Below are 13,541 nucleotides of genomic sequence, written 5' to 3' on the forward strand. Positions count from 1 at the left end.
CGCGCGGCCCCGCGCCGGGGCGCACGGGCCGTACACGTGCGCGGGCCGATCCTGGCAGTCGGTAACCTCTACGGGGAACGTGTTCGGGCCCGCGCCCCGCAGGGCGCGTTCCGGCCCGCAGCAGCGCGCCCCCCGTAACCGCGTCAGCCAGGAAGGTGTCCGTCCCCGTGGAAACCGCCGCACAAGCCGCACCCGCCGCCCCCGCGACCGGTCCCGCGGTGATCGTCGCCATCGACGGCCCCTCGGGCACCGGCAAGTCGAGCACCTCGCGGGCCGTCGCCGCCAGGCTCGGCATGAGCTTCCTCGACACCGGCGCGCAGTACCGCGCGATGACCTGGTGGATGACGGGCAACGGCGTCGACGTCTCCGACCCGTCGGCCGTCGCCGCCCTCGCGCGCAAGCCCGCCATCGTCTCGGGCACCGACCCCGAGGCCCCCGCCATCACCGTCGACGGCGCCGACGCCTCGGGTCCCATCCGTACGCCCGAGGTCACCGCGAACGTCAGCGCGGTCAGCGCCGTGCCCGAGGTGCGCGAGGTCATCACGGGGCTCCAGCGCTCCATCGCCGCTTCCGCGCCCCACGGCATCGTCGTCGAGGGCCGGGACATCGGCACGACCGTCCTGCCCGACGCCGACGTCAAGATCTTCCTCACCGCCTCGGCCGAGGCCCGCGCCGCCCGCCGCAGCGGCGAGCTCGGCGCCACCTCGGGCGCGGCCGTCGCCGCCACCAAGGAGGCCCTGATCCAGCGGGACGCGGCCGACTCGACCCGTAAGACCTCCCCGCTCGCCAAGGCGGAGGACGCCACCGAGATCGACACGACCGACCTCACCCTGGCCCAGGTCATCGACCGCATCGTCGCGCTGGTCGAGGAGAAGCGGGCCGCCAGGTGAGCCCGTCCGCAACCCCCCGCGGGCGCCGCGCCGCGGCGTCGGAGCGCGGTGCCGCCTTCGGCAGGGGGCTCGGCATCGGGCTGATCAACGGCCTGTGGAACGCCCGGGTCCTCGGCTCCTGGCGGGTGCCGGCGCAGGGCCCCGTGATACTGGCCGTCAACCACTCCCACAACGTCGACGGGCCCCTGGTGATGGGCCTCGCGCCCCGGCCGGTGCACTTCCTGATCAAGAAGGAGGCGTTCATCGGGCCGCTCGGCACCTTCCTGCGCTCCATCGGCCAGCTGAGCGTGGACCGCAAGGCGGTCGACCGAGCCGCCATAATGGACGCGTTGGACGTGCTCGCCGACGGCAAGGCGCTCGGGATATTCCCCGAGGGCACCCGGGCGGGCGGCGACTTCGGGGCGCTGCGCGCCGGACTCACGTACTTCGCGGTCCGCTCCGGTGCGCCGGTGGTGCCCGTCGCGGTGCTGGGAAGCTCGGACCGGCCAGGCCGGCTGATACGGGCGCTGCCCCCGATACGCGGCCGCGTCGACGTCGTCTTCGGCGACCCCTTCCAGGTCTCCTCGGACGGCCGCACCCGCGCCGCACTCGACGACGCGGCCGTGCACGTCCAGCAGCAGCTGACCGCCCACCTGAAGGCCGCGCGGCAGCTCACCGGCCGCTGACACCGCGGCAGGCAGGCCCCGCGGCGGACGGCGCAGGGGCCGCCCGGCCGCACACGGGTGCGGCCCGCACCACCGGTGGCGCGCCCTCGCGCTGCCACCGATCACGACGGACGAACGAGGTACGCACTTCTCATGGACGACCAGACCACAGCCGGCTCGGGCGACGAGCACGGTGAACTCGGCGACGCCGAGTACGCGGAGTTCATGGAGATCGCCGCGCAGGAGGGCTTCGACCCCGAGGACGTCGAGGGCGCCATCGACGAGGCCGGCCACGGCCCGCTGCCCGTCGTCGCCGTCGTGGGCCGCCCCAATGTCGGCAAGTCGACGCTCGTCAACCGCATCATCGGCCGCCGCGAGGCGGTCGTCGAGGACCGCCCCGGCGTCACCAGGGACCGGGTGACGTACGAGGCCGAGTGGGCGGGCCGCCGCTTCAAGGTCGTCGACACCGGCGGCTGGGAGCAGGACGTGCTGGGCCTCGACGCCTCCGTCGCGGCCCAGGCCGAGTACGCGATGGACGCGGCCGACGCGGCGATCTTCGTGGTGGACGCCACGGTCGGCGCCACCGACACGGACGGCGCCGTCGTACGGCTGCTGCGCAAGGCGGGCAAGCCCGTCGTGCTCTGCGCCAACAAGGTCGACGGCCAGAGCGGCGAGGCCGACGCGGCCATGCTCTGGTCCCTCGGGCTCGGCGAGCCGCACCCCGTCTCCGCGCTGCACGGGCGCGGCACGGGCGACATGCTCGACGCCGTGCTCGACGCGCTGCCCGACGCACCCCGCGACACCTTCGGCTCGGCGGTCGGCGGCCCGCGCCGCATCGCGCTCGTCGGCCGCCCGAACGTCGGCAAGTCGTCCCTGCTGAACAAGCTCGCAGGGCAGGAGCGCGTGGTCGTCAGCGACATCGCGGGCACCACCCGCGACCCGGTCGACGAGCTCATCGAACTCGGCGGGACCACATGGAAGTTCGTCGACACCGCGGGCATCCGCCGCCGGGTCCACATGCAGGAGGGCGCCGACTACTACGCGTCCCTGCGCACCGCGGCCGCCGTCGAGAAGGCCGAGGTGGCGATCGTCCTGATCGACACCAGCGAGTCCATCAGCGTCCAGGACCAGCGCATCATCACGATGGCCGTGGAGGCGGGCCGCGCCCTCGTCATCGCGTACAACAAGTGGGACACGCTGGACGAGGAGCGCCGCTACTACCTGGAGCGTGAGATCGAGACGGAGCTCGCGCAGGTCGGATGGGCGCCCCGGGTCAACGTGTCGGCGCGCACCGGGCGCCACATGGAGAAGCTGGTCCCGGCGATCGAGACGGCCCTCGCGGGCTGGGAGACCCGGGTGCCGACCGGCAGGCTCAACGCCTTCCTCGGCGAACTCGTCGCGGGCCACCCGCACCCGATCAGGGGCGGCAAGCAGCCGCGCATCCTCTTCGGCACGCAGGCGGGCACGAGGCCACCCAGGTTCGTGCTGTTCGCTTCCGGGTTCATCGAGGCGGGCTACCGCAGATTCGTGGAGCGCAGGCTCCGCGAGGAGTTCGGCTTCGAGGGGACCCCGATCCACATCTCGGTGCGGGTGCGGGAGAAGCGCGGCCGCAAGAAGTGACCCGCGGGCTGCGGGGGTGGGCGGTGGCCGGGCCACCGCCCACCCCCGCACCCTTTCCGGCGAGTGTCCCCGTGCGGCTCAGGAGGAGCGGCGCGGCCCCGGCGGCAGCGCCGCGGCGGCGTGCCGCGCGGGCCGCTGGGGCTGCTGGGGGTCGCGCTGCCACTGCCCCTGGTGCACGGGGCGCTCCCCGTACCGGCCGAGCTGGCCGGGCCTGGGGACCGTACCGATCCCGAAGGCCGTGAAGCCGAGGTCCTCCTCGCCGCTGCGGTCGCCCGGCAGGGCTCTGAACGACCTCAGGTACTCGGAGTACAGCGCGTCGTAGATCGGCGTGGTGCTGTATCCGTCCACCAGGTCCTGCGCGGGACGCATCGAGGGGAGATGGGCTCGGGTCGATTCGTATGGGTGCACATACCGCCCAACGACCCCGGGACCGGTGGGATGCGGGCCGTCGTCCGTTATTGTCCGGGTTTTGGCCCGGCGGCCGCCGGAGACCGCCTCCGCGGCGCGCGGGCCCGCCGGGTACGGCGCCGTCACGTGCCCGCCAGCGGCATCGCGGCCGCGACGAGGCGGCCGTCGGCCGCCGCCTTGTCGAGCGCGTCCCGCAGCAGGTCCTCGCGCGGCTGCTGGCCGATGGAGCCGACCGGCGCGGCGAACACCAGGACCGTGTTCGACTTGTTGGCCTCAGCCCGCCAGCCCTCGGTCACCTGGAGCGGCTGGTGCGCCTGCCACCACGCCACCTGGCCGCCGCCGTTCGGCCCCGGCTGGAGCACCGCGTGCAGCTGGCCCATGGCGAGCAGGACCGACCAGCCGGGCAGCGCGGCGGGCACCGCCGACAGGTCGGCGACCGGCTGGAAGCCCTGCTCCACGAGGAGCTGGAGGAACTGGTCGGGGCCCGTGGTACCGGGCCGCGCGATGGGCGCCGTGGGCTCCACGACCAGGGCGGGGTGCAGGTCGCCCTCGATCAGCACCAGGCCGCTGGTGACCCCGAGGACCGCCTGCTCGCCGACGGCGGGCGCGGCGGGCGCGGCGGGCGCGCCGCCCTCGGCACCGGTGATGGACCTGACCGCCCCCTGGAGCTGGTCCTCCGCCACCTGCACCACCTGGGAGGGGATGCAGGAGGCGTGGGCGAAGGCGAGGACCGCGGTCTCCTCACCGACGAACAGCACCGTGCTCGTCCGCTCCTGCTCCGAGTCGCCCGGCGTGCGGCAGGAGGTGCAGTCGTAACTGCCCGGCGAGTTCTCGCCTGCGAGCAGCCTGTCGGCTTCTTCGTCGCCGATCTCGGCACGTACGTCTTCACTGACGTCGAGCATGCGCGGCACGGGTGGCTCCTCGAACTGGTACGTGGGGCCGGGCTGTTCCCGGCTCATACGAAGACAACGGGCGAGCCGTCGCCGGGGTCACGCACGCGGTACGCGCGAAATCGAATCTCCCAGGGAGCCGCCCCCGGGCCCGCCGGGGGGCGCGGGCCGTGGCCGCCGCGCGGGCGCGTGCCGAGGCGGGGCGCCCCGCCTCGCGCGGGGTGCGGAGGCACTCGCGAGGGCGCCCGCCCGCGCCTCTCCACGGCTGCTCCGCACGGTGTTCGAAAATGCACGTCCCCTTTTGGGCGGGCATTATCGACTATTTTTTGGAGGTCTCGAAAACCGTCATGGACACGAGTGCAGGGAGCCCTGAAATTCACCGTGGCGTCGGGCGTACGACATTCCGGGGAGCGTGCGGCGCAGGAAGAAGCGCGGCTCTGCGATTACGGTCGGCGAGGCATCGGGATTCTGTGACAGAAGTGTGACTCCGGTGGGCCGAAAGGGGGGCCCGGCCCGGTCGCCGCCTTCCCTCCGCGGGGCGCGGACACCTACGGTGAACCCATGGCACACACTTCAGGATCGCCGCAGGGCCAGGACGACGCCCCCGAGACCTATGTGGGCCTCGACGCGGGGGCCGCCGAGCGCAGGGCGCGCGAGCGGGGCTGGACCACCGTGCGCGCGCTGCCGCCCGGTTCCGTCGTGACGCTGGAGTTCCGCGAGGGCCGGCTGAACTTCGAGGTGGACGAGGGCACCGTGACCCGCTGCTGGCGCGGCTGACGTACGGGCGCCCCGCAGGGACCCGGCAGGCACGGGAGCGCGGGGCCCCTACGAGGCCGGGAGCGGCCCCGCAGGCACTACGAAAGGCGGCGCGCGCCGCGGATCTCTCCGCGCCGCGCGCCGCCGTGTGCGTACGCCGGGCTGCTCAGCCGCCCGTGACCTGCCGGGACTGCGGGGGTCTGCGGCTGCCCGACGGGGTGATCGGGGAGTGGTCCGAGCGCACCGGGTGGTGCGCCCTCGACTGCGCGAGCGTCCCCGTCCCCGCGCCGCCCGAGGGGCACGCGGGGGGAGCGGCGGGCCCGCGGCCCGCGCCGACCGGCTTGCGCGGCTGCTCGTCGTCGTCCCCCGCGGCCGGGCGCAGCGGCGGCTGCCCCGGGCGCACGCCGCCCGGGGCGCGCCGCGCAGCTCTGCGGTAGGCGCGCCAGCGGTCGCGCACCCCGAAGATCGCCAGCTCCGCGCGGCCGATCATCGGCTCGAACCAGGGCATGGCCAGCAGGATCAGCAGCCCGGCCGCCCAGCCGAGCAGCACGTCGCTGACCCAGTGCGTACCGAGGTAGACCGTGGTCGCGCCGACGCCGAGGGAGAGGGCCGACGAGCCGAGGGAGAGATAGCGGCGGGTCCGCGGGGTGGTGGCGAGATAGGCGAGGATGCCCCAGGTCACGACCGCGTTCGCGGTGTGGCCCGAGGGAAATATGTCGCCGCCGGAGAAGAGTTCGGGCGAGCCGATCTGGGTCGCGTAGTGCGGCCCCTGCCTGCCGAGCCCCAGCTTGACCGCGCCGACGGTCGCGTTCAGCAGGAGCAGGGAGGTGCCGAGGACGAGCAGCGGCCTGAGCGTGTGCTGCCGCCAGGACCGCCAGCCCAGCCAGGCGGCGATCATCACGGCGGTGGGGCCGCGCTGCCCGAGGACCACGAAGTAGTCGAGGAACGCGTGCAGCCCGGGCCACTGCTGGTAGGGCCGGAAGAGCATCGTCTTCCAGTCCAGTGCCACCAGCCAGGAGTTGGTGAGCACGGCCGCGACGACGACGACGTAGAACGCCAACGTCGCCCCGAAGAGGGCCGTGCGGGTGGAGCTCATCCGCGGCGGCTCTATCTTCGGCGGCTCCGGCTCCCGGTCGAGGCGGGCAAAGATGTCGGTACGCACCTAATCGACGTTACAGCGAGTGAGTGTGTGTACAGGTCGCTCAGGTCTCTTTGTGATGACGATGTGATGTGGAGTATGTCTCAGATCACGGTTTATCCGGCCCGGTTCCCGAAATCCAGTTGATCTTGTTCTTATTTATTCGGCTTGCCGAGCGGTGTCCAATACGTGCGCCGCTCGAAATGCGTTCACCGGGGTGTCGCGCGGAATTTCCCGGCCGCTCGGCTGCCGGCGGGCCCGCGGTACGGGTGGGGCTGACGGGTCCGCCGGGGCCGCCGGGCGGCGGCCCGCTGTGGACGTCCGGCCGCCGGGACCCGTAGCCTCACCGGGCCGTGATCAGCACGGCCGGTTTCCAGGTGCCGCCGGAGGTAAGCCCATGTCCCAGTCGTCCGCCGCGAAACGCCCGCCCTTCGACCCGGGCGACCCGATCGGCATCGACGACCTGCTCGGACCCGAGGACCTGGCCGTCCGCGACACCGTGCGCGCCTGGTCGGCCGACCGGATCCTGCCGGAGGTGGCCGACTGGTACGAGCGCGGCGAACTGCCCGGCGTACGGGAGCTGGCCCGCGAGCTCGGCGGCCTCGGCGCCCTCGGCATGCACCTGGAGGGGTACGGCTGCGCGGGGGCGAGCGCCGTGCAGTACGGCCTCGCGTGCCTGGAGTTCGAGGCCGCGGACTCCGGTATCCGCTCCCTTGTCTCCGTACAGGGCTCGCTCGCGATGTACGCGATCCACCGCTTCGGGTCCGAGGAGCAGAAGCAGCGCTGGCTGCCGCCGATGGCGGCGGGCGAGACCCTCGGCTGCTTCGGCCTCACGGAGCCCGACCACGGTTCCGACCCCGCGGGGATGCGCACCCGGGCCAGGCGCGACGGGGGCGACTGGGTCATCGAGGGCCGCAAGATGTGGATCACCAACGGCAGCGTGGCCGGGGTCGCGGTCGTCTGGGCCGCCACCGACGAGGGGGTGCGGGGCTTCCTGGTGCCGGCGGACACGCCGGGCTTCTCCGCGCCGGAGATCAGGCACAAGTGGTCGCTGCGCGCCTCGGTCACCAGCGAGCTGGTGCTCGACGGCGTACGGCTGCCCGCCGACGCGGCGCTGCCCGGGGCGCAGGGTCTCGGCGCCCCGCTGAGCTGCCTGAACCAGGCGCGGTACGGGATCGTGTGGGGCGCCATGGGCGCGGCGCGTGCCTGCTTCGAGGCGGCCCTCGGCTACGCGCGCGAGCGCGAGCAGTTCGGCAGGCCCATCGGCGGCTTCCAGCTCACCCAGGCCAAGCTCGCCGACATGGCGCTCGAACTGCACAAGGGCATCCTGCTCGCGCACCACCTCGGGCGGCGGATGGACGCGGGGACCCTCAGGCCCGAGCAGGTCAGTTTCGGCAAGCTGAACAACGTACGGGAGGCGATCGCTATCTGCCGCACCGCACGGACGATCCTCGGCGCCAACGGGATCTCCCTGGAGTACCCGGTGATGCGCCACGCCACGAACCTGGAGTCCGTGCTCACCTACGAAGGGACGGTGGAAATGCACCAGTTGGTGCTGGGCAAGGCGCTCACCGGTCTCGATGCCTTCCGCTGACGCGCGCCCCGCGTGCGGGCCCGCGCGGCGCTCCGGCGCCCGGGTGTGCCGCGGTGCCGGTGAGCGGCCCTGCTCAGCTCTGGTTGAAGAAGCCGTCCTGGGCGCGGCTGCCGCCGTCGCCCGAGACGATCTCGGTGTGGGCGGGGGTCAGCAGGAAGACGCGGTTGGCGACGCGGTCGATCGAGCCGCGCAGGCCGAAGATCAGCCCCGCGGCGAAGTCCACCACCCGCTTCGCGTCCGCGGGCTCCATCGCCGTCAGGTTGACGATGACGGGGACGCCGTCGCGGAACAGCTCGCCGATCGCCCGCGCGTCCCGGAAGCTGTCGGGGGACACGGTGGCGATCCTGCGGTCGTGGTCCTCGGCGGCCTCCACGGGGGCCTGGAGGCGGAGGTCGGTCTTCCAGGCGTCGCCGCTTCCGGTCTCGACACCTTCGGAGTACTCGTCGTCGTAGTACCGCTCGTCATTGTCCTCGACGAGGCCCAGCCAGGCGCTCGCCTTGCGCACCGATCCCATGGACGCCTCCTTTCACCGCGGTCACTTGTGGTTCCGCATCCCCTCTATGGTCGTCCATCATGCGGATTCCGCGCCAAGGGGATAGCCGCCGTGCAGTTGATTCGTGACGCTACTGGCACACAGGATATGGCGGTTCGTCAGCGTTCTTCCCCGACGCGGCGGATGTATGAGCACGAAATATGAATTTCCGGCCGGACGGGTGATGTATCAGGCGTACACATGAGCGATCCGCCGATACGATGCGATCCGCACGCCGACCCGCGCAGGACCCGGGCCGGCGCACGGACTCACGGGGGAGACGGCCATGTTCGGAATCATCAGACCCTGCGCCCACCGGCTCGCCGGCGACCTCAGGGCCGAGTGGCTGGCACATCTGTGCGGGCTCTGTCTGGCGCTCCGCGCCGACCACGGCCAGCTGGCGCGTGCGGCCACCCACTACGACGGCCTGATCGTCTCCGTCCTGACGGAGGCGCAGGCGCCGCGCTCGCGGAAGGCGCGCCGCACGGCGGGCCCCTGCCCCCTGCGCGGCATGCGCACCGCCCCGGTCGCGCTGGGCGAGGGCCCGCGGCTCGCCGCCGCCGTCTCGCTCGTCCTCGCGTCGGCGAAGATACGCGACCACGCCGACGACGGCGACGGCGTGCTGCGCCGCCGCCCGGTCGCAGCGGTGGCGCGCAGGGCCGCGGCCGGCTGGGTCACCGCGGGCGCGCGGACCGGCGCCGCACTCGGCTTCGACACGGACGTGCTCGTCGGGGCGGCGGCCCGGCAGGCGGAGGTCGAGGCGGCGGCGGGGACCGGGGTCCACGCGCTGCTCGCGGTGACGGAGCCCACCGAGACGGCGACGGCCGCCGCGTTCGCGCACACCGCGGTGCTCGCCGGGCGGCCGGGCAACCGGGCGCCGCTCGCCGAGGCGGGCAGGTTGTTCGGGCGCCTCGCCCACCTCCTCGACGCCGTGGAGGACCGGGCGGCCGACGCGGCGGCGGGCGCCTGGAACCCGCTCACCGCGACCCGCACCCCGCGCGCCGAGGCGCGCAGGCTCGCCGACGACGCGGTGCACGGCATCCGGCTCGCCCTGCGGGACGCCGAGTTCGCCGAAGGACGCCTCGTACACGCCCTGCTCGCGCACGAGCCGGGGGCCGCTGTGGACCGCGCGTTCGGCACGGCGGGCTGCGCGCACCGCGCGGGAGTGGCGGGACAGGAGGCGCCGGGGGCGCCGCACGACCCGCGGACCCCGTACGCCCCGCCGGGGCCCGGCGGGCCCGGCGGGCCCGGGGACCTCGGGGACCCCGGGGACCCCGAGGGGCCGCGCCCGCCCGGCGGGCGCGGGCTGCTCGCCGGCTGCGCGGTGCTCACGGGGCTGTGCTGCACCTGCCGTGCCTGCTGCGCCGAGGAGTTCGAAGGGCCCTGGTCGGGCCGCAGGCGCGAGGGGCTCTGCCGCGCCTGCGACTGCTCCGGGTGCGGCGACTGCTGCCAGTGCTGTTCCGACTGCGACTGCTGTGACGGGTGCGACTGCTGCGACTGCTGACCGATCGGGAAGGGGCCCGCGGGGCCCGCCCGCCGGGCCGGCGGCGCGGCGGCGGTGAACGGCCGGAGGGCGAGGGGGAGAAGGGTCCGCGCGGCGGCCGGGAGGCCCGCGCGCGCCGGCGGCGGGCGTCCGGGCCGGGAAAAGTACTCGGGCGCGGGCGTGCGGGTCGCGGGGCCTCGCGGGGTCGTGGCCGGAGCGTTCGGCCGCGGAACCGGAATGGTATGGACCGCATCGGGAGCCGCCCGCGCGAGCGGACGCGGCGCGCCCCGCCGGCCCCCGCGGACGCGGAGGGCACAGCGCGATTTCCGCCATGGCGGACGCGTGAGGACCGAACCCCGCGCGGGTGGCGGGGCGTTCGCGAACCGGAATCCCGGCAGGTCGGCCAGGGCCTGCGCGGCGCCGCGCGCCGTGTGGTCCGTGACACGGCAGGTTCACAGACGAGACCGCCGGCGGGGGGTTGTGTGCTACTCGCGAGTTTCGCCATAGTGGGCGGCCACATCCTCCGTGCCGGGGCACCCCACATGCTCCCGGCGCGGTCCCCCACAGGAGGCTCATATATGAAGAACGGTCAGCGACGTCGCATAACCGGCAAGCGCGCGGCGGTCGCGGGAGGCGCCGCGATAGCCCTGGTGATGGCGGGCGTCACGTTTCAGAGTGCGAACGCCAGCGAGGGAACGCCCGGTTACACGGTGAAGGCGCTCACCCCGGTGGCGGCCGGAAAGCTCTCGTCGTCCCTCGGCAAGGACCTCGGCTCGCAGGACACGGCGGGCTCGTACTACGACACGAAGACCAAGGCGCTCGTCGTCAACGTCCTCAACGGCGACGCCGCCGACACCGTGCGGCAGGCGGGCGGCCGCGCCAAGATCGTCACGAACTCGCTGAGCGACCTGCACGCCGCGGCGAAGACGGTGTCCGGCACCGCGTCGTCCGTCGCGGGCACGGCCTGGGCGATCGACCCCAGGACCGACAAGGTGGTCGTCACGGCCGACCGCACCGTCACCGGCAGCGCGCTCGCCAGACTGACGGACGCGGTCAAGGACCTCGGCGGCAAGGCGGAGCTGAAGCGTTCCGCCGGGGAGTTCAAGCCGTTCATCGCGGGCGGCGACGCGATCGAGGGGTCGGGCGGCCGCTGCTCGCTCGGCTTCAACGTGGTCAAGGGCGGTGAGCCGTACTTCCTGACGGCCGGCCACTGCACCAGCGAGATCACCGACTGGACGGACGGGCAGGGCAACGAGCTCGGCTCCAACGCCGGTTCCGAGTTCCCGGGCCACGACTACGGGCTGGTGAAGTACGCGTCCTCCGACACCCCGCACCCGAGCGAGGTGGACCTGTACGACGGGTCCACCCAGAAGATCACCGGCGCCGGTGACGCGACGGTCGGGATGAACGTGTCGCGCAGCGGCTCGACCACCCACGTCCACGACGGCACGGTGACCGGGCTCGACGCCACCGTCAACTACGGCAACGGCGACGTCGTCAACGGTCTGATCCAGACCGACGTCTGCGCGGAGCCGGGCGACAGCGGCGGCTCGCTGTTCTCGGGCAGCACCGCGATCGGGCTGACGTCGGGCGGCAGCGGCGACTGCACCTCCGGCGGGGAGACGTTCTTCCAGCCGGTGCCCGCGGCGCTCTCGGCCTTCGGCGCCGAGATCGGCTGAACCGGCCGCGCACACGCCCCGCGGGACCGGCGCGGCAGGAGGGAACAGCGGGGCAGCGCGCCCGGACGGCGGGACGCGACAAGAGCAAGGACAGGACCCGGGGGCCGGGTCGGGGATCCGCATCCCCGACCCGGCCCCCGGCCGTGCGCCCGGCCGTGCGCCCGCCGCCGCGGCGGCCGGGCGGCGGCGGGCGCGCCCGGGAGATGTCCCGATTCTGTAACCGGGGGAGGGAGAAGCCTGATGTGCACTTAATCTGCTTTTCTGCCGGGCGTGTTCGAGACGCCCGGAGTACCCGTGGGGGGTCCCGAATGTCCCGTCTCCGTACCCTGTCCGCCGCCGCGGCGGCGGTCTCCGTGGCCGCCGGGGTGGCGCTGCTGCCCGCGCAGGCGCAGGCGGCCGCAGGCTCCGTGCACCTGTACAAGATCTACTACGACAGCCCGGGCGCGGACCACGGCTCGAACGCCAGCCTCAACGCCGAGTACGTGCAGATCCGCAACACCACGTCCGCGTCGGTCAGCCTCAAGGGCTGGACGCTGACCGACGCGTCGCGCCACACGTACACCTTCGGCGCGTACACGCTCGGCAAGGGCAAGACGGTCACCGTGCACACCGGCAAGGGCACCAACACGGCGGCCAACCGGTACCAGGGCCGCGCCGCCTACGTCTGGAACAACGACAAGGACACGGCGACGCTGAAGAAGTCCACCGGGGCGAAGGCGGACACCTGCTCCTACAACTCCACCCGGGTCGACTACGTCATGTGCTGACCCGGCGCACGCTCCCCGCCCCCGGCCCCCGGCCCCGCGTCACGGCGCGGCGGCGTGCCGGGGCGCGGGAGGCTCCGCCGCCCCGCGCCGCCCGCCGCGCAGGCCCACAGCCGCCATGCTGACCAGGATGCCGCCGAGCGCCCACGCCGAGAGCACGAGCAGCGGCCCGGTCACCGCGCTGCCCCGGAAGTACGCGATCGAGCGGGCCGTCCAGGTGGCGGCGCCCACCGGCAGCGCCGGGCCGATCGCCCGCCAGAAGTCCGGCAGCAGCGGCAGCGGGAAGGCGCCGCCCGCGCTCGGGTTGCCGCCGATGACGACCACCAGGATCGCGACGCCGATGCCCACCACCCCGAAAAGCGTCTGGAAGGCCAGCGTCGCCGCGCCCACCGCGAAGACCGTCAGGGCGCCGAGGCCCCACAGCGCCCAGACGCTGCCCGGCAGCGCGTCCAGGACCGGGCCCGTGATCACCGCGCCGAGCAGGCCGCCCGCGATCGCGTAGAGCGCGGTCGTCGCGAGCCGGATCAGCGCCCTCGCGCGGTTCGCGGGGCGGGCGCCCGCGCTGACCGCGAGGATCGCCGCGCACAGGTAGCCGCCCACGCACCAGCCGACGACCAGGTAGAACGACGAGAGCCCGTCCGCGTCCCGCGGCGAGGCGGGGGCCACGTCCACGGGCCGCAGGGCGCGCTGCTGCTGCTGTTCCACCTGACCGAAGACGTTCAGCAGCGCACTGGTCTCCGCCGTCCCCTGGCCCGAGGCGACCAGCAGGGTGTCGGTCGAGCCGCGCGGGTCGACGATCAGCGCCGCGTCGACGTCCCGGTCGAGCAGCTGCCGCCGCGCCGCCGCCTCGTCCGGCAGCACCCGGGGCGAGAGCGGGCCGCCGGGGAGCCGCCGCAGCTGCGCCGCCGCCCGGTCCGCGGTGCCGCCGGGCGCCACCACCGCGACCTTCACGTCCGTCGGCTCCGGGTGGTGCAGCGCGCCCACGTACGACGCGATGAACAGCAGCTGGAGCGCGAGCGTGCCGAACACCAGCAGTGCGGCCCTCGGGGTGACGGCTGTCTTGACCTCGTCCATGAACGCCATGTCTCCACCGTCGGCCCGCAGCCGCCTTCCCCCCAGGTGGGGAGGGCTGAATGGCTGGCC

The 13,541-nt window shown here is 74.0% G+C and carries 13 protein-coding genes; 8 read left to right on the forward strand and 5 right to left on the reverse strand.

Features of this window, described 5'->3' with window-relative positions; genetic code table 11:
- Positions 1–167 precede the first annotated feature (167 nt).
- The 3 genes from cmk to der all read left to right on the forward strand — a co-directional run bounded on the left by cmk (position 168) and on the right by der (position 3,154).
- Complete coding sequence (gene cmk / locus AB0910_RS11480; RefSeq protein ID WP_366744331.1) at positions 168–890, forward strand: (d)CMP kinase; 723 nt, start codon at positions 168–170, stop codon at positions 888–890.
- Positions 887–1,555 carry a lysophospholipid acyltransferase family protein gene (locus AB0910_RS11485; protein ID WP_366744332.1) on the forward strand — a complete coding sequence of 223 codons (669 nt, stop codon included), beginning with the start codon at positions 887–889 and terminating at the stop codon, positions 1,553–1,555. The genes cmk and AB0910_RS11485 overlap by 4 nt, the downstream gene beginning before the upstream one ends.
- Positions 1,556–1,687: 132 nt before the next feature.
- The gene (gene der, locus AB0910_RS11490; protein WP_366744333.1) at positions 1,688–3,154 is read left to right on the forward strand and encodes a ribosome biogenesis GTPase Der; all 1,467 of its coding nucleotides are present in this window, start codon (positions 1,688–1,690) and stop codon (positions 3,152–3,154) included.
- 78 nt (positions 3,155–3,232) lie between these two features.
- Here der and AB0910_RS11495 read toward each other — a convergent pair whose 3' ends face one another.
- Complete coding sequence (locus tag AB0910_RS11495) at positions 3,233–3,523, reverse strand: hypothetical protein (protein WP_366744334.1); 291 nt, start codon at positions 3,521–3,523, stop codon at positions 3,233–3,235.
- A 161-nt stretch (positions 3,524–3,684) separates the two neighbouring features.
- Positions 3,685–4,473: a hypothetical protein gene (locus tag AB0910_RS11500; RefSeq protein ID WP_366744479.1), complete on the reverse strand. Its 789-nt coding sequence runs from the start codon at positions 4,471–4,473 to the stop codon at positions 3,685–3,687.
- A gap of 540 nt (positions 4,474–5,013) precedes the next feature.
- Between AB0910_RS11500 and AB0910_RS11505 the strand changes: the two genes are divergently transcribed.
- Positions 5,014–5,229, forward strand: a complete 216-nt coding sequence (locus AB0910_RS11505) for an I78 family peptidase inhibitor (RefSeq protein WP_366744335.1) — start codon at positions 5,014–5,016, stop codon at positions 5,227–5,229.
- A 145-nt stretch (positions 5,230–5,374) separates the two neighbouring features.
- On the opposite strand, the gene AB0910_RS11510 is transcribed toward AB0910_RS11505, so the two are convergent.
- A complete protein-coding gene (locus AB0910_RS11510; RefSeq protein ID WP_366744336.1) occupies positions 5,375–6,370 on the reverse strand; it encodes a phosphatase PAP2 family protein in 996 nt (331 codons plus the stop codon).
- A 373-nt stretch (positions 6,371–6,743) separates the two neighbouring features.
- Here AB0910_RS11510 and AB0910_RS11515 point away from each other — a divergent pair, with 373 nt between their 5' ends.
- Positions 6,744–7,940 (forward strand): acyl-CoA dehydrogenase family protein, encoded by a 1,197-nt coding sequence (locus AB0910_RS11515; protein WP_366744337.1) that lies wholly within the window; start codon positions 6,744–6,746, stop codon positions 7,938–7,940.
- A 73-nt stretch (positions 7,941–8,013) separates the two neighbouring features.
- Here the strand turns inward: AB0910_RS11515 and sepF are convergent, their stop codons facing one another.
- Positions 8,014–8,454: a cell division protein SepF gene (gene sepF / locus AB0910_RS11520; protein ID WP_366744338.1), complete on the reverse strand. Its 441-nt coding sequence runs from the start codon at positions 8,452–8,454 to the stop codon at positions 8,014–8,016.
- 304 nt (positions 8,455–8,758) lie between these two features.
- Here sepF and AB0910_RS11525 point away from each other — a divergent pair, with 304 nt between their 5' ends.
- The 3 genes from AB0910_RS11525 (at position 8,759) to AB0910_RS11535 (ending at position 12,401) form a co-directional block, all read left to right on the forward strand.
- A complete protein-coding gene (locus tag AB0910_RS11525; protein ID WP_366744339.1) occupies positions 8,759–9,976 on the forward strand; it encodes a DUF5685 family protein in 1,218 nt (405 codons plus the stop codon).
- A gap of 557 nt (positions 9,977–10,533) precedes the next feature.
- The gene (locus AB0910_RS11530) at positions 10,534–11,634 is read left to right on the forward strand and encodes a S1 family peptidase (RefSeq protein ID WP_366744340.1); all 1,101 of its coding nucleotides are present in this window, start codon (positions 10,534–10,536) and stop codon (positions 11,632–11,634) included.
- 308 nt (positions 11,635–11,942) lie between these two features.
- Complete coding sequence (locus AB0910_RS11535; RefSeq protein WP_366744341.1) at positions 11,943–12,401, forward strand: lamin tail domain-containing protein; 459 nt, start codon at positions 11,943–11,945, stop codon at positions 12,399–12,401.
- 39 nt (positions 12,402–12,440) lie between these two features.
- Here the strand turns inward: AB0910_RS11535 and AB0910_RS11540 are convergent, their stop codons facing one another.
- Positions 12,441–13,481, reverse strand: a complete 1,041-nt coding sequence (locus AB0910_RS11540; RefSeq protein WP_366744342.1) for a DUF3533 domain-containing protein — start codon at positions 13,479–13,481, stop codon at positions 12,441–12,443.
- Positions 13,482–13,541: the final 60 nt, after the last annotated feature.

Source organism: Streptomyces sp. NPDC047002 (genome assembly GCF_040704505.1).
Taxonomy (GTDB): Bacteria; Actinomycetota; Actinomycetes; order Streptomycetales; family Streptomycetaceae; genus Streptomyces.

What these genes read in the sequence shown, in the direction of transcription:
- der (WP_366744333.1), top strand. Translation starts at nt 1,688, where the DNA reads ATGGACGACCAGACCACAGCCGGCTCGGGCGACGAGCACGGTGAACTC.
- AB0910_RS11495 (WP_366744334.1), bottom strand. Translation starts at nt 3,523, where the DNA reads ATGCGTCCCGCGCAGGACCTGGTGGACGGATACAGCACCACGCCGATC.
- AB0910_RS11505 (WP_366744335.1), top strand. Translation starts at nt 5,014, where the DNA reads ATGGCACACACTTCAGGATCGCCGCAGGGCCAGGACGACGCCCCCGAG.
- AB0910_RS11515 (WP_366744337.1), top strand. Translation starts at nt 6,744, where the DNA reads ATGTCCCAGTCGTCCGCCGCGAAACGCCCGCCCTTCGACCCGGGCGAC.
- sepF (WP_366744338.1), bottom strand. Translation starts at nt 8,454, where the DNA reads ATGGGATCGGTGCGCAAGGCGAGCGCCTGGCTGGGCCTCGTCGAGGAC.
- AB0910_RS11525 (WP_366744339.1), top strand. Translation starts at nt 8,759, where the DNA reads ATGTTCGGAATCATCAGACCCTGCGCCCACCGGCTCGCCGGCGACCTC.
- AB0910_RS11530 (WP_366744340.1), top strand. Translation starts at nt 10,534, where the DNA reads ATGAAGAACGGTCAGCGACGTCGCATAACCGGCAAGCGCGCGGCGGTC.
- AB0910_RS11535 (WP_366744341.1), top strand. Translation starts at nt 11,943, where the DNA reads ATGTCCCGTCTCCGTACCCTGTCCGCCGCCGCGGCGGCGGTCTCCGTG.
- AB0910_RS11540 (WP_366744342.1), bottom strand. Translation starts at nt 13,481, where the DNA reads ATGGCGTTCATGGACGAGGTCAAGACAGCCGTCACCCCGAGGGCCGCA.